This is a genomic window from Chitinophaga sp. 01L420 (assembly GCF_056399985.1).
Window position 1 is genome coordinate 24,943 of sequence record NZ_JBFTSK010000030.1, and the last position, 22,465, is coordinate 47,407.

A 22,465-nucleotide genomic window follows, 5' to 3' on the forward strand; every position below is an offset into this window, starting at 1 on the left:
ATTATGGTTATGTAAAATTACCAATTTTATTTAACCGGGCTTAGATTCAATGCGCCGGCTTTTTCCAATAAAAAAGCATAAGCTGCATCGTAAGTATTTGGGATTTCGCCATCCAGGATGGCTTCTCTGATGGCGCTTTTCAGATCGCCTACGATCCTGCCGGGTTTCAGCCCAAATGTTTCCATGATCATTTCGCCGGTTATGGGTGGTTGCCAGTTGCGGATCCGGTCGCTCTCCTCTACTTCTTTCAACCGCCTGCGTACCAGTTCAAAATTTTCCAGGTAACGTTTTACCTTGGCTTTGTTTTTTGAGGTAATATCCGCTTCACAGAGCATCATGAGTCCTTCTATATCATCTCCGGCATCGAAGAGTAATCTGCGGATAGCCGAGTCTGTTATGTTCTCTTTAGTGAGACTGATGGGTCGCAGGTGTAGTTCTACCAATTTCTTTACCAGTTTCATTTTATCACTCAATGGTAATTTCATGCGGGTAAAAATACGCTGCACCATTTTACCTCCTACCGCATCGTGGCCATGAAAAGTCCAACCATGACCCGGTTCAAATTTTTTGGTAGCTGGTTTGCCAATATCGTGTAATAAAGCGGACCAGCGGAGCCACAGATCCCGGGTATTTACCGAGATATTATCTACTACCTGCAAGGTATGATAAAAATTATCTTTGTGCCCCTTCCCTTCGTTCATCTCTACGCCCACCATATCGATCATTTGGGGGAAAATGATTTTGAGCAGGCCGGCCTTGTATAAAAGATCCAGCCCTACAGAGGGTTTTGACGAGAGCATAATTTTATTAAACTCATCGGTAATTCTTTCCTGGGAAATGATACGGATGCGTTCTGCATTTTCCTGAATGGCCGTAAAGGCGGAGGCTTCGATGGTGAACTGCAGCTGTGATGCGAAGCGGATAGCGCGCATCATGCGCAGGGGATCATCACTGAAAGTTTGTGCCGGCGCCAGTGGGGTACGGATAATTTTCTTATCAAGATCGGCCAGTCCGTCGAAAGGATCGAGCAGGGAGCCATAATCTGCATCTTTCAGGCTAATAGCCATAGCATTGATGGTAAAATCACGGCGGTTCTGGTCGTCCTGCAGGGAACCGGCAGATACTTCCGGATTACGTGATTCCCGGCGGTAGCTTTCTTTGCGCGCGCCTACAAACTCCATTTCCAGCTCATTCCATTTTACCTGAGCAGTACCATAAGTTTTAAAGAAACTAACGGGAATGTTGTTGCCTAAGCTTTCTGCGACTTTATGTGCGAGGGTGATACCATCACCTACACACACAATGTCCATGTCTTTTGTTTTCCTTCCCAACAGTTTATCCCGCACAAAGCCACCGATCAGATAGGCAGGCACCCCCAATTCGTGGGCTGCTAATGCTATCTTTTCCAGCACTTTTCTTTCCTGCAGGGAGCAGGGTATGTCCAACGGCTTGCTGCTGATCATATTAAAATATTCCTGTTAAATTTATTCCTTTCGCTGAAACCAGGGCGCAAATGTAATAAATAAACGTTTTTAATCCCGGATTATCGCTATTGATCCGTCTTTGTTTATCCGGATGATCCTGGATGCGATGCTGTTGGCAGCTTCTTCCTGCCTGTGTTTCACGATATAATCCACACCATTCCTGATATCGTCCGTTACATCGGAAAAGCGGGCGGGAGAAGGTGCTCCGCTGATATTGGCAGAGGTAGACACCAATGGTTTACGCAGTCTTTTTATCAGATGGCGGCAAAAAGGATCTTTTACAATACGGATGGCGATACTGCCATCTTCGCTGATGACATTGGGGGCCAGGCCCAGCGCGCCTTCATAAATCACGGTAGTAGGACGGGTGAAACCGGCAATAATATCCGCGATATCGGGCCGGGGATTGGCGATAAAATGCAACAGGTCCTTCACATCTGCCAATAATATTACCAGGCTTTTGCTTTCGCTCCGCTTTTTCAGGTCAAAAACTTTCTGCACGGCTGCCTCATTGGTAGCATCGCAGCCAATGCCCCAGATTGTATCTGTCGGATAAAGGATCAGCCCTCCATTGCGCAGCACCGGCATCGCCGCACTGATATCATCTTCAAACATTTCGGTATGTGGTTATTTAGTTATTTAGTTGTTTGTATACTTTCATCATGGCCGCTGCACATTTTTGCGGTGTAAATTGTTGTGCATGCTGCCAGCCCTTTTCCTGCATCTGTTTTACCAGCGAGGGGTTATCCACCACCTGTTTCATAGCATGGGCAATGGTGCGGGGATCCAGGGGATCTACGTACAGGGCTGCATCTCCTGCTGTTTCTGCAAAACAGGAACCATGAGAGGTAATAACCGGTGTACGGCTCCACAATGCCTCCAGGATAGGAATACCAAAGCCTTCGAAAATGGAGGGATAAATCAGCGCCATCGCACCCTGGTAAAGCCCGGGCAGCTCATTGTTTTCCAGGCGGACATGCTCATTCAGAAAGATCACCTGCTGCGTAAGGCCGTTGGCCACCAGGTAATCCTTTACTTTCTTTTTATAACCGCTGCCATTGCCCAGCACCACCAACGGCAGGTCCATCGATCCTTTTAGTGTATTCATGGCCGTTACGATGCCCAACAGGTTTTTACGCTCAATCAGAGAGCCYACATACAGAAAATATTGGGAAGGCAGCTGGTATTTAGCACCTATAGCCGCAATTTCATCATCCGCCCAGGTAACGCCAAAAGCCGGATCACAGCTTTGGTATACCACCGCTATTTTATCGGCCGGCGTCTGGTAATAATTGATCAGGTCCTGCTTTGTTTGCTCGCTGATGGCCACCACCCTATCCGCATGCTGACAAGCGTAGCGGGCCTTGCGGCGATAGGTAAGCACATCTATCCAGTTGTATTGCTCCGGGTATCTTTCAAAAATAAGGTCATGCATGGTCACCACAGAACGGATACCGCTTTTGTGGATTCCAAAAGGTAACTCGTGGCTGAGGCCATGGTAAAGATCCATCTGATAACGCAACAGGTCCTTCACCACAAAGCGGCTGCGCCAGGCTGATTTAAGCCAGCGATGCAGCTGCTTTCCAGGCAACACTACCTGTAGTTCCGGCATAGCACTCAGGTCGTACATGGGCGTTTGCTTAGGGGCAAACAGGTAGTACTCATCTTCCGGAAAATCCTTTACGAGAGATGATATAAGGGTACGGCTATAGTTCCCTAAACCGGTGTCATTCTGGAACGCGCGCTTGGCATCGAATCCTATTTTCATGGGGTCAAAATTACGAATTACGGATTATGAATTACGGATTTGTGGGGAGAATACCCGTTATTATCTTATACAAATCCGTAATTCGTAATTTCCCATTCGTAATTTCCCATTCTAGGTATTATGTTTGCAAAAAAAACGACAATGGATTTACAACAACAAATACTGGCTGCCTGGGCTGATCGCAGCCTCTTACAGGAGACACAGTACACGGATGCAGTTAAAGCGGTAATAGAGGCGGTAGATAAAGGACATCTGAGAGTTGCAGCACCAACAGAAAACGGCTGGCAGGTGAATGAGTGGGTAAAACAAGCCATCTTACTGTATTTCTCCATACAACCCATGGAAACAATGGAAGTACCTCCGTTTGAGTTCTATGATAAAATGAGATTGAAGTCCAACTATAAAGAACTGGGCGTAAGAGTTGTTCCTCATGCGATAGCACGTTATGGCGCTTTTATCGCCAAAGGTTGCATCCTGATGCCGTCTTATGTAAACATCGGTGCATTTGTTGATGAAGGTACCATGGTTGATACCTGGGCCACCGTAGGATCCTGCGCACAAATCGGTAAACACGTACATCTGAGTGGTGGTGTGGGTATTGGTGGTGTACTGGAGCCATTACAGGCAAGTCCGGTGATCATTGAAGACGGTGTTTTTGTAGGCTCCCGTTGTATCGTAGTAGAGGGTGTAAGAGTAGAAAAAGAAGCGGTATTAGGCGCTAACGTAGTTCTGACACAGTCTACCAAAATCATTGACGTAAGCGGCAGCGAGCCGATTGAATATAAGGGCCGTGTACCTGCCCGCAGTGTGGTAATTCCTGGTACTTATACCAAGAAATTCCCTGCCGGCGAATACCAGGTTTCCTGTGCTCTGATTATTGGTCAGCGTAAAGCTTCCACTGATCTGAAAACAAGTTTAAATGATACGCTGCGTGAATTTAATGTAGCAGTATAAATATCACCTTCTTCGTGAATCGCGCAGGGCATTTTAGGGCTTTGCGCGATTTTTTTTGGGGCCGCGAAAAAAAATTTGGTGAATTTAAAAAAACGCTTACTTTTGCAATCCCTTAACGGGGACATGCGATGCCCAGATGGCGAAATTGGTAGACGCACTGTGTTCAGGTCGCAGCGTTCGCAAGGATGTGCTGGTTCGAATCCAGTTCTGGGCACAAAAAGGACAAACTTAGGTTTGTCCTTTTTTATTTTCAGGAAGCCCCCCGGTAATTATAGTCAACATTACCTTTTCATTATGTAGGCTCTGCCGATGCTATACTTAGCACCCGCTAAATACGTATAGTATCAGTGCAGTAGAGGTGGACTTGATGCGGACTTGATGTGGACTTGATGTGGACTTGACGCGGGGATGAATTCCAGATGTATAAATGGTAAGCATTGGTTGAATGGCATTTAGAGAATATTGAAAAAAGATATTCCTCAATTTTTTAACCTGATCCACTAACGGTAAGAACACCCATCATTATAGTCAGCATTACCTCTTCATTATGGTGACTCCGTCGATCCTATGCTTGAGATCCGCTATGTACATATAGAAGTACTGCAGCAGAGGTGGACTTGAGGTGGACTTGATGCGGGGGTGAGTTCCGGATGTATAACCCCGGTTTGTCAAGCTGATCCTAAAAAAAACCCTTCTCCCGGCATTATGCAACAGCATTAGCCGGATAAAAGATAAACTTCTGGCGCCTGGTATTTAAACACGCGTACCTGAAACTAAAAGCCCGCTCAAATGAGCGGGCTTTTAGTTTATATTATACTTAGCCCAATTATCGGGCATCAACTTCTAGCGGTTGCTTTATTTCTTTTGCTGAGACAGAAAAGTAACAAGCGATGCAAATTCGTCGTACGATAATGCATTAGCAAGACCAGTCGGCATCATAGATGTTTTCATTTCCTTACGGGTCAGGATATCTGCTGTTTTAACGGTGAATACGGTACCACTGATATCTCTCATGACTACCTTAGCAGCCGTTTCTTCTGTAACAAATCCCATATAAGACTTGTTACCTTTCGCCGTGATCATCACTGTGGCAAATCCCTGTGAAATAGATGCACTAGGTTTGAGAATGGATTCTGCGATCTGCTCCCGGTTCATGATAGATCCGATTTGTCCCATGAAGGGACCTTTCATGATCTCTCCCTTGTTAATACTGTGGCAGGCCACGCAGCCCTGGTTGGTAAACAATACTTTCCCTCTGACAGGATCTCCTTTTAATTTATTAACGGCCAACAAAACATCTTCGATAGATGATTTGCCCACCTGACCTTTTTTACTTTTAATTTTTTCCAGATCTATTTTAGGTTCTTTAGCTGCTACAGCTTCCACTTTTTTCGGCGCTGCGAATGCAGGAATATCCATTCTGTCGCGGGCGTCAAGATCTCTGAAAAAAGCTATGCCGGCAGGGCCTTTCTTCAGTGACTCCTGTTTGAGGAATTTTTCGATAGCTGGCGATGCTTCCCAGGTTACGCCTTTGTAATAGGGGCCATGCGAATCCGGTCTGGTACCCCACCACCAGGAGGCATCATAGGTATCTTCTTTTCTGTAGAGGCGTGCTAACGTGATAATGATCTGCTGTTTTAACTTCGCATCTTTCGACAGCTGGTAAGCACTTATTAAGCCACTCACTGCTTTCTGATCATGCATGTAACGTAAGGCCCACAATGCGAGGATGGCGTTTTCGCCGTTGATTCCTGCTACGRCGGCATCTACTGCATGAAGATTTACGAGGGACTGAACAGCCAGATGAGGCAGCACAATAGCTGAATTAGGCGTAGCGTGCGGTCCTTCCACATCTTTCACTGGTGCGACAAATGATGCAGGAACTTTTGTTTGCAATAAAGCATTGGCAGTTTCAATACGGCCTAAGCGTCCCAGTCCGATTATGGCAGCAGCCTGCACGCGCGGAGACGGATCTTTAAGGCCTTCCAGGAAAGGTTCAGTAGCAACATCTTTAATGATACCTTTTCGGTCTGCCAAAGCCCGCAATGCATGTTCCCTCATGGAAGCATCTTTAGTTAATGCTGTTAGGGCAGGGATGCCATCTGCACCGGCCGCCTGCGCATAAGTATAGATACCGGCCACACGGGCGTATAAAGGCAATTGAGCATCTGAAGCAATCTCCAATGCAGCAGCAATGGCTTGTTTATCCCCACGCGCAATTAATTCCTGGGAGGCGTTCAAACGGGCTACTGCACTGGCCGATTTAAGCAATCGTGCTAATTCCTCAACCGGGGCTTTGGCCACGTCAGGAAATGGCTGATAAGTCCAGTTGTTCGGTACTGCCCGAATCACATAACCTTTATCCGGACTGCCGGAATAGCCTGCGCCATCCCATGCGGAAAGGTAAAGTCTGCCGGATCCGTCCACATCCAGATCCGTGATCTGAGGAAGTCCTATAAACTCTTCTTCTTTTTGGGTGAATGTAGGGCCATCAGGTGTTACCCTGTGAATGTACAGCATGCTGCGTCCCCAATCCGCCATCATTGGAACGTTATTGTATTTCTCAGGCCAATTGGGTTCCGCCATAAATAAGGCGCCTGTACCGGAGCCACCGCCCAGATCCGCCAGGGCTGGCATTATTTCATCTGTAAAATGCTGAAACAATACCGGGTATCCATATTCCCCGGATTGGATATGGTGGGAAAACCGCACATTCCATCCACCGCCATCATTGGTATTTTCTCTCGTAAAAACATTCATATATGGATCAATAGCCACATCGTATACATTGCGTGTACCGTGGGTAAATATCTCCATTTCGGTACCATCAGGGCGTACCCGGACAATACCACCGCCCAGCATGGTCAGTTTCTTACCGGAACGATCTGTTGCGTTATGAAACCCAAAATCACCTACCGCAATATAGATCCAGCCATCAATACCCATTCTGATTCCATTAGTAGCATGATCTGTTCCACGCTCCTGTATGTATTTGGTATTGCTAAGATTTTCAACAAGTGGTTGAGGAGGTCCGTCTGCTTTTCCATCCCCGTCTTTGTCTTCAAAAACAACCAGGGCCATTCCCGTAGCTTTGCCGGTTTCACTGGAAAACGTGGTGTGCAATACAAAAACCCGGTTGCCCTGCACAATGATACCACGTGGGTTATCCACTGTTGCAAATTCAATGTGCTGGTCCATTTTACCATCGTTATCCTTATCGATCAGCTTAAGAATCCGGCCTTTACCCGGATCTTTCCCCAGTGAACCGATCATATCCACGCCTACAAACACTTCGCCGGTAGGCGCAACTGCGAGGCAGGCGGGGCTGGGCGTTACATCAGGACCAGCAAACCTGGTAATAGTTAATTCAGGAGGATTGGGAGAACCTGTTAAAGTGTCTCCAACGAATTGTTTTGCGCCAATAAATACTGCAAGAGAATAGATCAGGCCAATAGAAAATTTCATCATTTTTGTTCGCTGTATTAATATGTAGGATTATTCGATGCTTTATCAAAAGCACTGATCAATATAGAAAAAATAAATTTTCAGGTCGGAATTATTTGGGGAGCGGCATAAAAAACGATTGAATGGCTATCATCTTATAGTATAAATGGGGAGAACAAGGTTAGCAGCTCGGCTTTGATTTCATCGGCATCATATGTTTATATCACTTATATTTACTAATGAAAAGGTTACAATCAACACAGTAATTCCGACGCCATTTTAGTGTTAGCAATAATATGAGCAATTCAAGCCTTAGCCAGATCAGGTTGGAATATTTATTTAATAAGTATTACGAAGTACTGTGTCAGTTTTCTTATAGTATTGTGAAAAACAATGATGCAGCAAAGGATATCGTGCAGGATTTTTTTGTGAAATACTGGGAAAAATATATACTTCAGGAGCAGCCTGATAACTTTGAGTCTTATGCCTATACTTCCGTTAAAAACAGGAGCCTTAACTATCTTGAAAGTGAGCAGGTAAAACTCCGTCACCAGCAAGGAATTGAAAGATTGCTCTATAGTGAGGATGATCTGCAACCAGGCAACAAGGAAAATGAAAATTACAGTATAAGGCTTTTAAAAGCCATTAACCAATTACCGGAACAACGGCGCAAGATTTTTACGATGAGCGCTATGGAAGGATTAAAGTACCTGGAGATAGCTGCACAAATGAATATTTCCATCAATACCGTAAAAACACAAATCCGGAAAGCCTACCTATTCCTGAGACAAAACCGTGAAATTTTGTCCATCCTGATTTTGTCCACCTCTTATATGGGGAGTCACCCTTTTTTCCTTTTCAACTGTCTTAATACAATATAATGGGTAAGCATAGAAAAAACACGGAAATAGATTGGGAGAAGATCCATCATTTGCTCGATGAGCAAACCGGATTACCTGTATCTACCGGGCAAATGAGTGAGGAAGAACTTGAACTTTTAAAGGAAATAATTGCTATCCGTACACAGGCAGGTGAACTGAAGGGGTGGGAAGGCGTAAATACAGCGGAGGATCTTGCGAAACTCAAAGCCCGGTTATCACTGCCGGCTACTGCTGTTGTTCCCATATGGCGCAAGGTAATACGCTATGCTGCCGTTATTTTCATACCGCTTGCCATAGCCGCGTCGGCATGGTTGTTTTTTAAGCAAAGAAGCCTGCCTGCTACCGATGGGCTTAAGTATATCACCCGGGAAACACCGAAAAACAATACACAACCAGTTATCTTACCTGATGGCAGTAAAATATGGCTGAATGCTGGTTCCCGGTTACATTACTTACCGGCTTTTACCGGCAAACAAAGAATAGTGGAAATGAGTGGTGAGGCCTATTTCGAGATCGCCGCCAATACACAGCAACCATTCATCGTTAAAGTGAATAGCCAGATAGTACAGGTGTTGGGGACTTCGTTTAACATTAACGCCTATGGAAGACAGATCATCACGACCCTGACACAAGGTAAAATTGCTGTAGGAAGGGTAGATCAGCCTGCCACTAGACAATACCTCCAGCCTGGACAACAGGCAGCATATGATACCCTCACCGGTGCATTGCATGTAAGTACCGGCAGTACAGCAACCGCCCTTGCCTGGAAATCAGGACAAATTGCATTTACGGATGTTGCTTTTGATGATTTAATGAAACAATTGGGCTTACGTTATGACTACAGGATTATTTTTACAACCGAGCAATTCAACCGCCTGCATTATAATGTTCCGTTAATGCCCAGGCCTGAAAACATTCTCCCATTATTGGAGTTGATAAAAGCTACCACTGCTTCTCCTGTTAATTTTAATATCGATACCTTAAACCGCACCATTGAAATAAAATAATAATTATTTATCTTTCAGGATTGAGAGGAGTTTTTGCTTAGAGAAGTACAATGACAGGCCAAAGTTGATATCATTCTTTTGTTATCCATCATTATCGCATAAATTTGATGAACCAATCCAATTGTCTTTTGAAGGACTGGTTACATCTGTCCTTACCATCATACCTTAAATGTTCATTTTGCTTTGTCATTTGTTTACTCGCAGTGACTGCCAATGCCCAATCTCCGCGCATTTCAATTCACGTAAGGCACAAACATATCACATACGTTTTAGGACTGATTACAGAAAAAACAGGCACCGCTTTTTTTTACAACACGGAGGAAATTAAAAAGCTCCCTCCTGTAAGCCTGCAGGTTGATAACGAAACGGTCGACAACATATTACAGCTACTGTTAAAAGATCAGGCGCTGCGTATTGTTCATACAAATGGAATCATTGCCATCATACCCACCCATAGTGAAGACAAGCTCTTATCAGTAAATGAAGTGACGGGCCGTATATCAGACACAAATGGAAATCCTTTGCCACAGGCCACAATCATTGAAAAAGGGAGTAACAATTGTACAAAGAGTGATCCCGCCGGCATATTCCATCTTAGCGTGAAGCCCTATGCAATATTACAGGTAACCTACATTGGTATGCAAACGAAGCAGGTACCCATTAAAAGCCCTGCATTCCTGTCAATTTCTCTGCAACCCGTATTAACTGCTATTAACGAAGTGGTGATAAACGGGTATTCCAATATTAAACAAAAATATTCTGCCGCCTCGGTGACCAATATTGTAGCTGGTAGCCTGGATCGCAATGATCAGCTTTCTATAGACAACATGCTGCAGGGCCAGGCACCTGGCCTGTCTATCAATGTGAACAGTACCAATCCCGGAGCTGCTCCTAAAATAAGGCTACGCGGAACAGCCACACTACTGGGGAACCGGGAGCCTGTTTGGGTGATTGATGGTATTATCAGTAATCCGCCGGTGAAACTGGATGCTGCCAGTGTAAACTCACTGGACGATGTAAACCTGATGACCAGTCCGATCACCGGCCTGAATCCCAAAGACATCAAACAAATAGATGTATTGAAAGACGCAGCGGCAACGGCATTATACGGAGTCAATAGTGGTAATGGCGTGATCCTGATTACTACCCGTAACGGAATGTTGCATAAAGCACCGGCCATTACATTTTCGCAAATGACCAATATTACCTTCCGGCCCAGCTATCATCAATTGAACCGGATGAACGCCTCACAGAGGATGGCGTTGTCAAAAGAAATTATAGATGAAAAATTACCCTTTTCAAATGGCATCCTTCCCCAGGGATTTGAACGGGACTATACGGCCTTTCTTAACGGGAATATGAGCAAAGAAAAATTGGAGGAACTGGAAAGAGGCTACGAATCCATGAATACAGACTGGTTCGATATCCTGTTCAACAACGGTGTTGCGCAAAACTATCATTTATCTGTAAACGGAGGTGGGAGTAAAACTGCGTATTATTTGTCTATGGGCTATGCCACTCAGAAAGGACCTGCCATCTTCACACAAGCCAGGCAATATTCCGGGATGATCGGGCTTACTTATCATCCTATCCCCGGATTTCAGGCAGGGATCAAGTTATCCGGCTCTCAGCACGCAGGCACCTATCCTTACCGGACAAATCCTTACCAGTATGCCTATAATACATCCAGGAGCCTGCCCTATACCATAGGACAGCAGCGAATGTATTACAGCTCTTCTCCTTTTACTCCTAACTGGTCGCTGCCCAATTATGTAATGGACACTTCTCAGGTGGCATTGTCCAATATTGTTTCTGACATGGAGAACAGCCATACCAGGACGTTGGTGAACACCTACAAGGCAGTCATCTATGCAGACTGGACATTTCTTCGTTCATTTAAACTTCACGGATTATATGGCCTGGGGATGTCCGGGTCACGAAACAATAGTTATGCAGGAGAGACAACCGATTATATTGCCTCTAAATACCGATTGGGACTGGGGCCGGGTATGGTATACAGTGATGCTGCAAAACAAAATATCATTCTTCCGGCGGGAGGCGAATACCAGGAAGCAAATACCCAACAACGTGACTATACCATCCGTCATTCCATAGAATATAATTTCACTACCCCTTCGCACTATATACAATTGCTGGCCGGCAATGAATTAAGACAATCAAAATACGATATCAACAAGCTTTTTATACTTGGATATTATCCTGATAGTGGAAAGGTAGCTCATCCCCCATCAGCAAAGGAATATCCCTTGTACAACAATTTTTTTCCCTATTCAGGCATTCATCCTACGGAAGAAATCATCAATAAATACCGGCAGATGAGCTGGTACGGCATGCTGGTATACTCCTATAAAGACAGATATACACTTAATTTTAACATCCGGCAGGATGGGGCCAATTATTTTGCTCAATATGGCAATGAAACCTGGCAGCGGACCTGGTCTGCCGCCATCAAATGGAGCATCCTCGATGAACCCCGGATAAAAAAAACGATGCATGCGGATAACCTGCTCGCACTCCGGATATCTTACGGATACAATATCGGGTTACCTGAAATAAAATCACCGAATCTATCCATTTCCAATTCATCGCGGAATGTTATTTCCGGGGATGGCCAGGCAGCCGTGACCAATTTCTCTAACCCCGGATTGCGTTGGGAAAAAACATATGTATTCAATGTGGGCATAGACTTTTCTTTTTTTAACAACCGGTTTTACGGAACGGTGGAAGCCTATAATAAACGAAGCACCAATCTGCTGGCCAATATAGACCTGGCCGAAGAAAACGGCTTTAATTCAGGCATGTATAACAGTGCGGGTGTGGACAACAGCGGTATAGAAGCCGGTATGCAATGGCAAATCATCCGGCAACGCAACTGGAAATGGAATGTAGGCACCAATCTTTCATTTAACAAAACCCGCATACTGCAAACTAACTTCACGGACCCCGGCATCATAGGCAATCAGCAACAGTACCTGGATGGAAACATTATCAAATCAGGGACAGATCCCAATACGATGTATGCCTACAGATTCACAGGACTCAACAACAAGGGAGTTCCAACTTTCCGGGGAATTTATGATAAAGACTATGCGGTTCAACCAACGGTCGCAGAATACTACGCCAATGTTTTCGTTCCTGTAGGCAGTCGTATCCCTTTAATAGATGGTAGCTTCTCCACGAATGTCAGGTACCGTAACTGGAATCTTAGTGCCGTTTTCCGGATAAAGCTGGGCTATAAACAACGACTGATCAACCTTTACGGAAGCGGAGGATTTATACCTAACCCGGCTGAAAATACTTCTACCGCCATTGAGAACCGCTGGAAGCAACCCGGCGATGAAAAAACAACTGATATCCCCCGCATGGGTAACCAATCCGGACTTTATCTCGTTGATCCCATTACGATGTCTCCTGTACAATATTATCGCTTTGATGCTGCTACCATGCAATACTTTAATGGAACACTCCCACTTTACCTGATGTCTACATTCCCATCTGAGATGTATAACAATAGTGATATCCGGACTGTCAATGCCAGCCATGTGAGCCTCTCTACACTTTCCCTGCAGTACACTATTCATTCCCGCAAAGCCGGCAAGCAACTGTTTAAGGATATTTCCTGTTACACACAGGTGCATGATGTATTGTTACTGGCGAGTAAAAAACTGCATGGTCAGGACCCGGAACTGCCCGCAGGAACAATGCCCAGGCGGCCATCTCTGACACTTGGTATGGACGTAAATTTTTAGCAATGATGAAAATTAACTACTTAAAATATATCATCTGCCTGCTTACCTCCATATGTATCTTCAGTGGATGTAAAAAGTACCTGGATACCCCGGCCGATAATCTGCGTACCCCAAAAACAGTGACAGATTATACCGAAATGCTGAATGGTGAAGGATGGAGCAGGAATCTGTCGGCCAATAGCGACTTGTCTCTTTACTTTCTGGATATGATGACCGCTGATGTAACAGAAAGTACAGGTCCCACTCCTCCGGTAGATGAGAGAGGTGCTTACTCCGCGTTTTACACCTGGCAAAATATATACGATGCCCAATATGATGAAAGACGTTCTCCCTCTGCTATCCTGAATAACACCTGGCTGGGACTATATAGAATTATAAAGGTTTGCAACATTATTACCGATGAAGGAGAAAACATCCAGGGAGATATTTCTTCCAGACAATTTTTACTGGGGGAAGCACATTTTTCCAGAGCGCTGGCTTATTATTATCTTATAAATATCTGGGGGACACCTTATGATCCGGCAAATATTGCCGACTCTATGGGAGTACCACTGCAAACAAGCAGTACTTTAGTAAATACTTATCTCCCGAGAAGTTCGGTACATGCTGTTTATGATCAAATACTGGAAGATCTCAACAATGCGCTTGTTTATGTACAGGCATCCGGGAAAGCGGGAAGCATTTATCACTATTCTCCTGCTGCTGTATACCTGTTGCTGTCAAGGATACACCTCTATCTTCAACACTGGGAACTGGCCGCCACATTTGCAGGAAAATGTCTTGAAATCAAATCTGTCTTAAATGATATCACTACCCAAAACAATGTCCGGTCTGATTTTTATTCCAGTCTTTTGGGGGTGGATAATCCCGAGGTGATATATACCTTTTATAATGATTTAAATCCCAATGTCTTTAATATTTTCGGAGATGGAAATAGTTATGGCTTTAGTGTTTCCAGGGAACTCCTGCAGCTGTACGCCGGAGCTGATCAACGGTTAGGCGGCTATTTTTATGACAATAATGCAACGATTATTCCAAAAACATTTAACACTTACGGCAATATTTATTGCTTTTCCTTCCGTACGGCAGAAGCCTATCTTAACAGGGCGGAAGCGAATGCGCACCTGGGAGAAACCGGTAAAGCACTAGCGGATATTTACCTGTTAAAAAACAATCGCGTAAAGGGTGGTGCCTCCTATCCCCTGATGAATCAGCCAAACCCGTTACCCGAAATACTGACGGAGCGGAGAAAAGAACTGGCGTTTCAATTGCATAACTGGTTTGATCTCAGACGAACAAACAGTCCGGCTATTATCCACTATTTTACGCCGGTAGTAAACGGGCAGGTCCATGCCATGCAACAATTTGTACTTCGAAAAAACGATCCCGGTTATACACTGGAGATACCAGCCAAAGCTTTACAGGTTAACCCGGCATTAAGACCACTTGGCCTTAATGCCAGGATACCTGAGTGAATGGTTAACAGCTGCATCTTCATTACAAAATTTAAATTGCAGCAGTAATAATACTGCCGCCTCTGTTATCAACCAAAGTCGCTATTACGAGGACTTATATCTCCAGACATTACTGCCGGACAAGTGTTTCTTCGGTAACACGATCTGCTCCTGCTGAATTAGTATAAAATGTTTTTAAGTATATGCGCCCGCTCACCGGATCATAAGATTTATCCAGCACTTTAAAGGAACCTTCTTTTATTCCCTGCTGCATCGTTTTATTAATAGTGACTGTTATTTCCTTATCCGCAGCACTTTTTACAAAGATGTTGTACTGCCAGCCAGACGCCCCCAGATCACTGTAGTCTACACTCACAGTACCTGCATATTTAATTGGATTGGCTGTCTTAATTCCRGAAATCTTCACAGTGTTTGCAATTGTTCCATTTGCCTGCGTTGTCTTGTAGAGGATACGTACAGAAGTATCCAGGTAATTAGCTGCCAACGGATATCCCGGAATAACAACACTGCCGGAAGTATCTTTCACCGTGGCTCTTGACATAGTAACATCTGATCCGTTGTACTTGCCTTTTAAAACAAAGCTGTCTGCCGTACCGGAAATAATTTCCAGTTCGAAATCAGACTTCAGTCCTGTACCAGGCTGCGCACCAGGTACTTTAGCTTCTGCATCCGCCAGCAAATGCAGGTAAGTATAAGTATCAAATATTAATTCCGGTTGCTGTAATGCTTTAAGGCGGTAACTGCTGGTCAATGATGGCTGGTCTTTCCATCGCGAAGCCACCCGATTGCTGTCGTTGAACTTAAACCAGAATGCATATACGTTGTCGTTTTCTTCCGGATTGGGGACCACCGTTGCTACCCAGCCATAAGGAGCTGCTACCAGGATAGACTGATAATTCGCCAGCACAGCATTCAGCCGTTGGTCTGCAGATTTGTCAAAAACCGATGAATGAAGGTCCTTTTTACAGGAAACAAAAACCACCGCAGCCAATAGTAAAATATATACCAGATATTTAATCATTTCTGTAAAATTTATAGTGAAATAACTGCCTGCACCTATCGATGCAACACATTATGGATCTGCTGTTGAACGGAGGTTTGTAAGCTATAGAAATCAAGGTTATAAGCATCTCTAAAGTAACCCACCACTATTTTTTCTTTTTCTCTCAGCAACCTGATACCATCGGGATTATTAAGACTGTCAGGATAGTCCGGGAAGGGATGATAAAGCGTATAATCATACCGGGCACGGCCCATTACCAACATAGTGGATACCAGCTCGGCAATGTCTTCACCTGGCTCCTTTCGTGCGTAATTAGTTACGAATCCATGCGTCCATGGATTATCATTGTCGTCCAAAGCGCTCCAGTTACCAGTATAACCGTCCGGTGTTACCTGGTTAAAAGCTATTGGATAAGCTTTCTTCTGGTTCAGGATATGTGTATACTCATGATGGATCAGATGCGCCATATCGGCCACTCTCCCACTATCCTGCCTGCTATAGGAATTAATACCGAACAACAGTATTTTAAGTCCGCCTTCTGCCAGGCCGGCTACAGCATTACCGTTACTTTGCAATGCAATACTTCCTGAGAGCATAATTTGCTTCGGCGTATTTAACTTCATAAAAGTAGAATCGCCTGCGGTCTGATTATAAGGTGCAATCCATATGCTGATAATATCCTGTGTTACCGGGACTACTCTATTCTCGATCGGAGGTACCAGTATCAGGCTCTTATCAAATTCCGACTGATCCCATTTATATTTCATTTCTATATTATAGGGCTTTATCATAGAATCATATAACCACTTATCAACGGAGCTCTGTATCCATGAATCACCGCCCAATCCGGTAATATCCTTATCCAGCGTTTCTTTCTTGTTACAGGAAATAACAGCACCTGCAATTATTACCAGTAACAGGAATGATTTTAAATATTTCATTCTTAAAGATTTAAATCAGTTGTATATATTATTTCAACACGCATGATCTACCATGCAAACATGAATCAATACCACCGCTACCTGGGATTGGGAGCCAATCCATTTGCCTGTGCCACCTGTGGTATTTGTAACACTTTCCTTGGATCATCTGCAGTAATATTGATAATAACGCCTTTGTCATCTTTGTGTGTAACCGGGAGTTTATTTCTCAGGATATCCATCCAACGCATTCCTTCCTGCATAAACTCAGATCTGCGTGTATCGAGAATTGCCTGAATGGTAGCATCCAGAGGATCTGTGGCCTTATTATAATAACTGGTAATTTTATCTAAAGTAATACCGTTAATAACCGGATCATAATTACTAACCCTCGTGCTATAGTAGGTGTTCAAATCTGCGATAGCCGCATTGAAATTTCCCGTCCGCGCACTTGCCTCTGCATGATTAAATAATACTTCTTCAGCAGTAAACAACGGTACATAGATATAGGGATTACCAATATCTGCGCTGGTATGCACAAAATTTTCCAGCCACTTTTCGATGCCCTGATCGTTGTTATTGGAACCATAATAAAACACATTATAGGCCAATGATCCTCTGGTGATATTCCCGGAAAAAAACACACTCCTGGAAATAGCTGCGTTTAATCCATACTGGTACCCAATCCAGGCTCTTGCCCATACAGAGTTAGCGGTAGCAAGCAACAGATTTGATTTTGTATCAGGACTTGTAAATCCAGCCTGTCTTTCTGCACGGGTGGCAGTACTAAAAGTAGTATTAAGTGGACGCAGGTAGTCCCCGAAATTATTGCCAGGGAAAACCCGGCTGGTATAATTTAGTACCTTGGTATAGTCTTTCTTAAACAGGTAGAAGCGGGCAGCAAAGGCATTTGCTGCAGCTTTGTTGAAATGAAAAGAAGGTACTTTATAAGCGCTGTTGTTGATTAACGGTAATCCATCCGTTAAATCCTTTTCAATCATTTCATACACATACTTCACCGTTTTCCTTTCATATTTTGGATTGATGGTTTTTTCCGGTGCCAACACATATGGAATACCGGGTTCAGTGGCTGCAGTGGCTGCATCATAAGCCTTCGAGAAAAAAGTCACCAGCATAAAATGTGCATAAGCCCTTGCCAGCAAAGCTTCTCCTTTATAAGGACTATAGGCAGTTTGGTTAGTCGCCTTATTAATAGCATCCAATGCCTGGTTTGCTGCAGCGATTGCCTTATAACAACTTTGCCAGTAAACATCCGGAGAGCCCTGTTCCGTACTCGCATAATCTATAAACTTATACGCATTAATGTTTACACGGAGATCACCACTGTATTGATCACCCGAATGCCCTCTGTCACCTGCATTATCAGACATAGACTCGCTAAAACAGATATAGTCCTGATCCGGGTAGGCCGAGGTAAGCATTTGCGCCACCTTGTCGGGCGTATCCAGGGTGGTTCTGTTATCAGGATCTACTTCCAGATACTTATTGCACGCGGTTAATAGCAACGCACCAGTACCTATCAATACACTTACTTTTATAATATTTTTCATCATGATAGTTCTTTTAAAATATCCTTACAAACCAACTTTTAATGACATCACCAACTGGCGTTGCAGTGGTTGAGCAACACCTCCGGCGTTAAAGAATTCGGGGTCCTGTCCTCTTAGTTTACTATCGGAATACAACAACCAGAGATTGCTGGCCGAAGCTGTCAGCGACAGATTATTTAACCCTATATTCTTAATCATACGAGGAGGTAATACATAACTGAGTGCTATATATTTAACCCGTATAAATCCTCCGTCTGCCACCCTTGCGGAAGAATAGTTGTAGTTATTGTAAGGATATGCATCCGTCATTCTGTAATTGGTGAGGGCGTCAAGAATAGAAGGCACATTGGTTACCTTTTGGTCGCCCGTCAATGACCAACGATCCAGGAACTCCCTTGGAAATGCGTCGAGGTCGGAGTAATTGGATTTAAATACAGGATTGAGCCTTATTTTATTTCCTGCCTGGTAGGTAAGCAATACATTCAGGGATAAATTCTTGTAGCGGAATGTATTGGAAAAACCTCCGGTAACAGGTGGATCAACAGGCCCTTCGTATACCAGGTATTTTGTTTCTATATCCTGTAAATTCACTTTACGGGAAAGTTCTCCTTTTTCATTTACAAACAACGGAATCCCTGTATTACTTTCCAGTCCTTTGTAGTCAAGTGAGAAAAGACTGCTTACAGGATAACCATCTTTGTTTCCTCCTTCTGGTTTTACCTGGTCAAATATAATAGGGGTATTTTTTGCGTTGGTAATTTTATTCTTGTTGTAACCAAAAGTCACATTGGTCTTCCATCCTATATCTGTACGACGAATAACATCGGCACCGATGGTTACTTCTATTCCATGTGAGCTCAGGTTGGCATAATTGGCGACTCTCACGTCCTGGCCGCCTATGCCGGAAGTTTTGATCCCTGCAATGAGATCGAATCCTTTTTTTCTATAGAGATCAATGCTCGTGGTGAGCCTGTTGTTAAAAAGTGCGACATCTACCCCAACGTTTAATGAGTATTGCTTTTCCCAGGTAAGATCCGCATTCTCCAGGTCAATGATCTGAATACCTGATTCGATTACCCGTGCATATTGACGGTAAGTATTCTGCGCTTTCAGTACTGCGGCCGAATTGGTAGCGGAGCCTAAATCTGCCGTCAATCCGTAACTGGCCCGCAACTTCAGCATGTTTAATTTTCCTGCATCTTTCAGGAAATTTTCCTGATCCAGGTTCCAGGCACCACTCAAACTCCAGGTAGGCAACCAGCGGGCAGATGGTGATTTTCCCATACGATTGGAACCATCTGTACGTACTGCTCCGGTAAAGTTATAGCGGTTATTGTAAGTGTATCCGGCAGTGGCATAAAAGGCGGCGTAACGATCATATGTTTGCTGCATACCGAAATAGGGAAGATTGGCTTCACTGGCTTGTTTAAATGCGAGGTAGTAAGGAATTACACTACCGCCATAACCATATTGATAACCATAACCGGTATTCAATGCATCTTGCCTGTTAGCGTATTTAACTTCCTGTCCTACCAATACATTCAGATCATGTTTACCAAATGTTTCTGTATAGTTCAGGCTATTCCTGAAGTTATAATTGGTCAGGGAATTTTCGTTCCTGTTATAAAAGCCTCCTACTGGTAATACAATCTGTGGGAAGGCATTTGGATTATCCGGATCCTTATAAAGGAAGCGGTTCGCATTGGCGATAACAGAATTGGTAGCTGCCCGGTATGCCTGTGCTTTATTGGAGCTTTCATTCACCAGGTCTTCCTGGCTGGTTTTAGCATACCTGATAGCTCCCAGGAAATCGTACCGGAGATGTTTGGTAATTTTGTAAGATAGATTACCCTGTAACTTGAGGTCTATGACGGAGAGTTTTAACTTGTTATTCTGCAGCTCATTGAGAATATTAAATGGCGCATAGTTCCTTGTAAAATACTCCAGGTCACCATTCTCATCATAAGCCGTCAATGCGCGGCTGGTATTTAATGCGTAGTTATATGGGTTAATGTCAAAGTCCCTGCTCATTTTCCCATAAAAAGCGTCAGTGCTGCGTGATACTGTACCGGGAGCTTCCTGTTGTCTGACAGATCCGGTAGCAATTAGTCCGGCAGATAATTTATCGGAAAAAGTATAATTATTCTGGGAGTTAAAGGTGAAACGTTTGACTTTATCTGCCACTGTCCAGCCGTTGTCATTATAAAATCCGGCAGAAAAATAAGACTGCATTTTTTCTGAACCGCCGGAAAGACTGATCGTATGTTCCTGTATCAGCGAGTTGCGGAATAAGATATTAAACCAGTTGGTATTCGCGAGTGCGTAACGTTGTAAAAACGCTTTTCTGCCTTCCTGTGTATTCTCCAGCAGGAACTTCCCCGTGGCAGGATCATAAGTTTGTAGCTCGTCATACATTTTACCATATACGCCCTTGTCGGCACGGTTGCCAATATCAGAAAGATTCATCAGCCCTTTCCTGGCTATCTCTGCATCAACAGACATCTGTTCTGCCGAGTTCATGATATTGAAGTTGTTATAGCTGGGTCTTAATTGTGTGCTGAAATTGCCTGTATAGTTAGTGGTCATTTTTCCGGAACGGCCTTTCTTTGTATTGATAACCACCACACCGTTCATAGCCCTGGCTCCATACAAAGAAGTAGCCGCCGCATCTTTCAGGATATAAATATCTTCCACATCATTCATATTCAGTCCGGCAACAGAGGATGCGAGTAACGTAGATGGATCTCCACTGGACAACTGATCATTAGAGACATCAATTACATCTTCCAATGCAATACCATCCACTACCCATAAAGGTTTGTTCTCGCCGGTAAGGGAAGTAACACCCCTGATACGTACCTTGGGTGCAGATCCAAAAGTGGCGGATACACTTTGTATACTTACCCCGGCTGCTTTTCCTTCCAGGGCACGGCTGATATCTGTGGTTCCATCCATCCGGATATCCTCTGCTTTCAGCCGGGTAGAAGCACCCGCAAATTTTCTTTTATCAATTTCCTGGAAACCGGTTACAATGACTTCATTCAAGCCTTTTGCCCCCTGCTTCATGATTATATCCAGGTGTTTGCTGCCATTAACATTTTTCACAACAGCAGCATAGCCTAAAAAAGTAAAAGCCAGTTTATCGTCTGGAGTGGCCGCAATGCTGAATTCGCCCAGGTTACCGGTCACGGCTGCCTTTTTACTGTTTGCCGCTCTCACCACTACGCCGGGTAATGCGTTTCCTTTTTCGTCCGCTACTTTGCCGGAAACGATGATGGACGAATCGCTGGCCCTGGATGCTGATACTCCCTTTACCGGATTTTGCTGCGCTGTGGCATCTCCGGCGCCCGTTACAACTAATATAAGACCAGTGACGATGACCAGTGATAACTGTTTGATCATGAAGACTGGCCCGACAAATGATTTGGTTGACACGCACAGGTTCCCTATACGGAACGCTCTGTAAAAGTCCATATTCATACTGTTATAAAATTAATTAATCCCCTACCTGGTGGTCAGGAGCGGGTCAGGTTTAGTCTTTCGTTGTAACAGTGGGCCCACTGTCTGATTTTAGCCGATTTTGTCTTATTACATTTGGTTGCAAATGAAATTACTGTTCATACGACAGGCGAGAAATGAAAAAGGGTGACTGGGAGGAAAAAAAATCTCAAAGAAAGTGGGACAGGATAAATTCCAAGGTAATAGGCAAATCATTTATTATAGAAAAAGCCGTATAAACCTCACAGTCTACACGGCTTCCGGCAACATTTAATTAATCCTGATACGGGATATCTTTCCATCCAGGCCATTATTCCGGATGAAAGTTACCCTCACGAATTCATCCTCATAAGTCCGTTCAAACGAACCCACAATATACTCGGGAGACACCCGCTTTACGTTAACGATGCAAAAATCATCATTAGTACCTCCATCGGGGGAGTCATACACCCGGATCTCTGCGCCGGGGCGTACGCCATAGAGTTTGGCTGACCTGATCTCATCATTCTTTACTGGTTTAAAATCCTGCCCTGGATTGTCTTCCACGGTTTGAACAATGTTCTGGGTGGCGTTGTTGCCTTCATAAAATGCAATGATTCCCATAAAATGGTGATTTGAGGTGAAGAAAAATTAGCAATAAAAGCTTCTTTATAAGACATAGCAAAGCCTAAGGAATTGTCCTTATACATC

14 protein-coding genes and 1 tRNA gene are annotated in these 22,465 nt (G+C 44.1%); 6 read left to right on the top strand and 9 right to left on the bottom strand.

Going from position 1 to position 22,465, the window contains the following annotated elements:
- Positions 1 to 26 precede the first annotated feature (26 nt).
- From AC1DP6_RS24260 to AC1DP6_RS24270, 3 genes are all read right to left on the bottom strand, one after another.
- Positions 27 to 1,463, bottom strand: coding sequence for a CCA tRNA nucleotidyltransferase (locus AC1DP6_RS24260; RefSeq protein ID WP_477057153.1), 1,437 nt, complete (start codon positions 1,461 to 1,463; stop codon positions 27 to 29).
- Positions 1,464 to 1,532: 69 nt separating this feature from the next.
- Positions 1,533 to 2,099: an L-threonylcarbamoyladenylate synthase gene (locus tag AC1DP6_RS24265; RefSeq protein WP_477025327.1), complete on the bottom strand. Its 567-nt coding sequence runs from the start codon at positions 2,097 to 2,099 to the stop codon at positions 1,533 to 1,535.
- Between the two features lie 16 nt (positions 2,100 to 2,115).
- Positions 2,116 to 3,252 carry a glycosyltransferase family 4 protein gene (locus AC1DP6_RS24270; RefSeq protein WP_477057154.1) on the bottom strand — a complete coding sequence of 379 codons (1,137 nt, stop codon included), beginning with the start codon at positions 3,250 to 3,252 and terminating at the stop codon, positions 2,116 to 2,118.
- A gap of 141 nt (positions 3,253 to 3,393) precedes the next feature.
- Between AC1DP6_RS24270 and AC1DP6_RS24275 the strand changes: the two genes are divergently transcribed.
- Positions 3,394 to 4,206 carry a 2,3,4,5-tetrahydropyridine-2,6-dicarboxylate N-succinyltransferase gene (locus AC1DP6_RS24275; protein WP_477025325.1) on the top strand — a complete coding sequence of 271 codons (813 nt, stop codon included), beginning with the start codon at positions 3,394 to 3,396 and terminating at the stop codon, positions 4,204 to 4,206.
- A 130-nt stretch (positions 4,207 to 4,336) separates the two neighbouring features.
- A tRNA-Leu gene (locus tag AC1DP6_RS24280) sits at positions 4,337 to 4,420 on the top strand.
- Positions 4,421 to 5,061: 641 nt separating this feature from the next.
- Here the strand turns inward: AC1DP6_RS24280 and AC1DP6_RS24285 are convergent.
- Positions 5,062 to 7,674, bottom strand: a complete 2,613-nt coding sequence (locus AC1DP6_RS24285) for a DUF7133 domain-containing protein (protein ID WP_477057155.1) — start codon at positions 7,672 to 7,674, stop codon at positions 5,062 to 5,064.
- Between the two features lie 272 nt (positions 7,675 to 7,946).
- On the opposite strand from AC1DP6_RS24285, the gene AC1DP6_RS24290 reads away from it, so the two are divergent.
- From AC1DP6_RS24290 to AC1DP6_RS24305, 4 genes are all read left to right on the top strand, one after another.
- A complete protein-coding gene (locus AC1DP6_RS24290; RefSeq protein WP_477057156.1) occupies positions 7,947 to 8,531 on the top strand; it encodes an RNA polymerase sigma-70 factor in 585 nt (194 codons plus the stop codon).
- On the top strand, positions 8,531 to 9,538 hold the full coding sequence (locus AC1DP6_RS24295) for a FecR family protein (protein ID WP_477057157.1): 1,008 nt from the start codon (positions 8,531 to 8,533) through the stop codon (positions 9,536 to 9,538). The genes AC1DP6_RS24290 and AC1DP6_RS24295 overlap by 1 nt, the downstream gene beginning before the upstream one ends.
- 203 nt (positions 9,539 to 9,741) lie before the next feature.
- On the top strand, positions 9,742 to 13,308 hold the full coding sequence (locus tag AC1DP6_RS24300; RefSeq protein ID WP_477057158.1) for a SusC/RagA family TonB-linked outer membrane protein: 3,567 nt from the start codon (positions 9,742 to 9,744) through the stop codon (positions 13,306 to 13,308).
- Positions 13,309 to 13,310: 2 nt separating this feature from the next.
- Complete coding sequence (locus tag AC1DP6_RS24305; RefSeq protein ID WP_477057159.1) at positions 13,311 to 14,783, top strand: RagB/SusD family nutrient uptake outer membrane protein; 1,473 nt, start codon at positions 13,311 to 13,313, stop codon at positions 14,781 to 14,783.
- Positions 14,784 to 14,892: 109 nt separating this feature from the next.
- On the opposite strand, the gene AC1DP6_RS24310 is transcribed toward AC1DP6_RS24305, so the two are convergent.
- The 5 genes from AC1DP6_RS24310 to AC1DP6_RS24330 form a co-directional block, all read right to left on the bottom strand.
- Entirely contained in the window at positions 14,893 to 15,804 is a 912-nt protein-coding gene (locus AC1DP6_RS24310; protein WP_477057160.1) for a DUF4302 domain-containing protein, read from the bottom strand.
- Between the two features lie 35 nt (positions 15,805 to 15,839).
- Positions 15,840 to 16,727, bottom strand: a complete 888-nt coding sequence (locus AC1DP6_RS24315; protein ID WP_477057161.1) for a substrate import-associated zinc metallohydrolase lipoprotein — start codon at positions 16,725 to 16,727, stop codon at positions 15,840 to 15,842.
- A 77-nt stretch (positions 16,728 to 16,804) separates the two neighbouring features.
- Complete coding sequence (locus tag AC1DP6_RS24320) at positions 16,805 to 18,280, bottom strand: RagB/SusD family nutrient uptake outer membrane protein (RefSeq protein WP_477057162.1); 1,476 nt, start codon at positions 18,278 to 18,280, stop codon at positions 16,805 to 16,807.
- Positions 18,281 to 18,301: 21 nt separating this feature from the next.
- Entirely contained in the window at positions 18,302 to 21,751 is a 3,450-nt protein-coding gene (locus AC1DP6_RS24325) for a SusC/RagA family TonB-linked outer membrane protein (RefSeq protein WP_477057163.1), read from the bottom strand.
- Between the two features lie 294 nt (positions 21,752 to 22,045).
- Positions 22,046 to 22,378, bottom strand: a complete 333-nt coding sequence (locus tag AC1DP6_RS24330) for a hypothetical protein (protein ID WP_477057164.1) — start codon at positions 22,376 to 22,378, stop codon at positions 22,046 to 22,048.
- Positions 22,379 to 22,465 lie beyond the last annotated feature (87 nt).

What these genes read in the sequence shown, in the direction of transcription:
- AC1DP6_RS24260 (WP_477057153.1), bottom strand. Translation starts at nt 1,463, where the DNA reads ATGATCAGCAGCAAGCCGTTGGACATACCCTGCTCCCTGCAGGAAAGA.
- AC1DP6_RS24265 (WP_477025327.1), bottom strand. Translation starts at nt 2,099, where the DNA reads ATGTTTGAAGATGATATCAGTGCGGCGATGCCGGTGCTGCGCAATGGA.
- AC1DP6_RS24275 (WP_477025325.1), top strand. Translation starts at nt 3,394, where the DNA reads ATGGATTTACAACAACAAATACTGGCTGCCTGGGCTGATCGCAGCCTC.
- AC1DP6_RS24290 (WP_477057156.1), top strand. Translation starts at nt 7,947, where the DNA reads ATGAGCAATTCAAGCCTTAGCCAGATCAGGTTGGAATATTTATTTAAT.
- AC1DP6_RS24295 (WP_477057157.1), top strand. Translation starts at nt 8,531, where the DNA reads ATGGGTAAGCATAGAAAAAACACGGAAATAGATTGGGAGAAGATCCAT.
- AC1DP6_RS24305 (WP_477057159.1), top strand. Translation starts at nt 13,311, where the DNA reads ATGATGAAAATTAACTACTTAAAATATATCATCTGCCTGCTTACCTCC.
- AC1DP6_RS24315 (WP_477057161.1), bottom strand. Translation starts at nt 16,727, where the DNA reads ATGAAATATTTAAAATCATTCCTGTTACTGGTAATAATTGCAGGTGCT.
- AC1DP6_RS24320 (WP_477057162.1), bottom strand. Translation starts at nt 18,280, where the DNA reads ATGATGAAAAATATTATAAAAGTAAGTGTATTGATAGGTACTGGTGCG.
- AC1DP6_RS24325 (WP_477057163.1), bottom strand. Translation starts at nt 21,751, where the DNA reads ATGGACTTTTACAGAGCGTTCCGTATAGGGAACCTGTGCGTGTCAACC.
- AC1DP6_RS24330 (WP_477057164.1), bottom strand. Translation starts at nt 22,378, where the DNA reads ATGGGAATCATTGCATTTTATGAAGGCAACAACGCCACCCAGAACATT.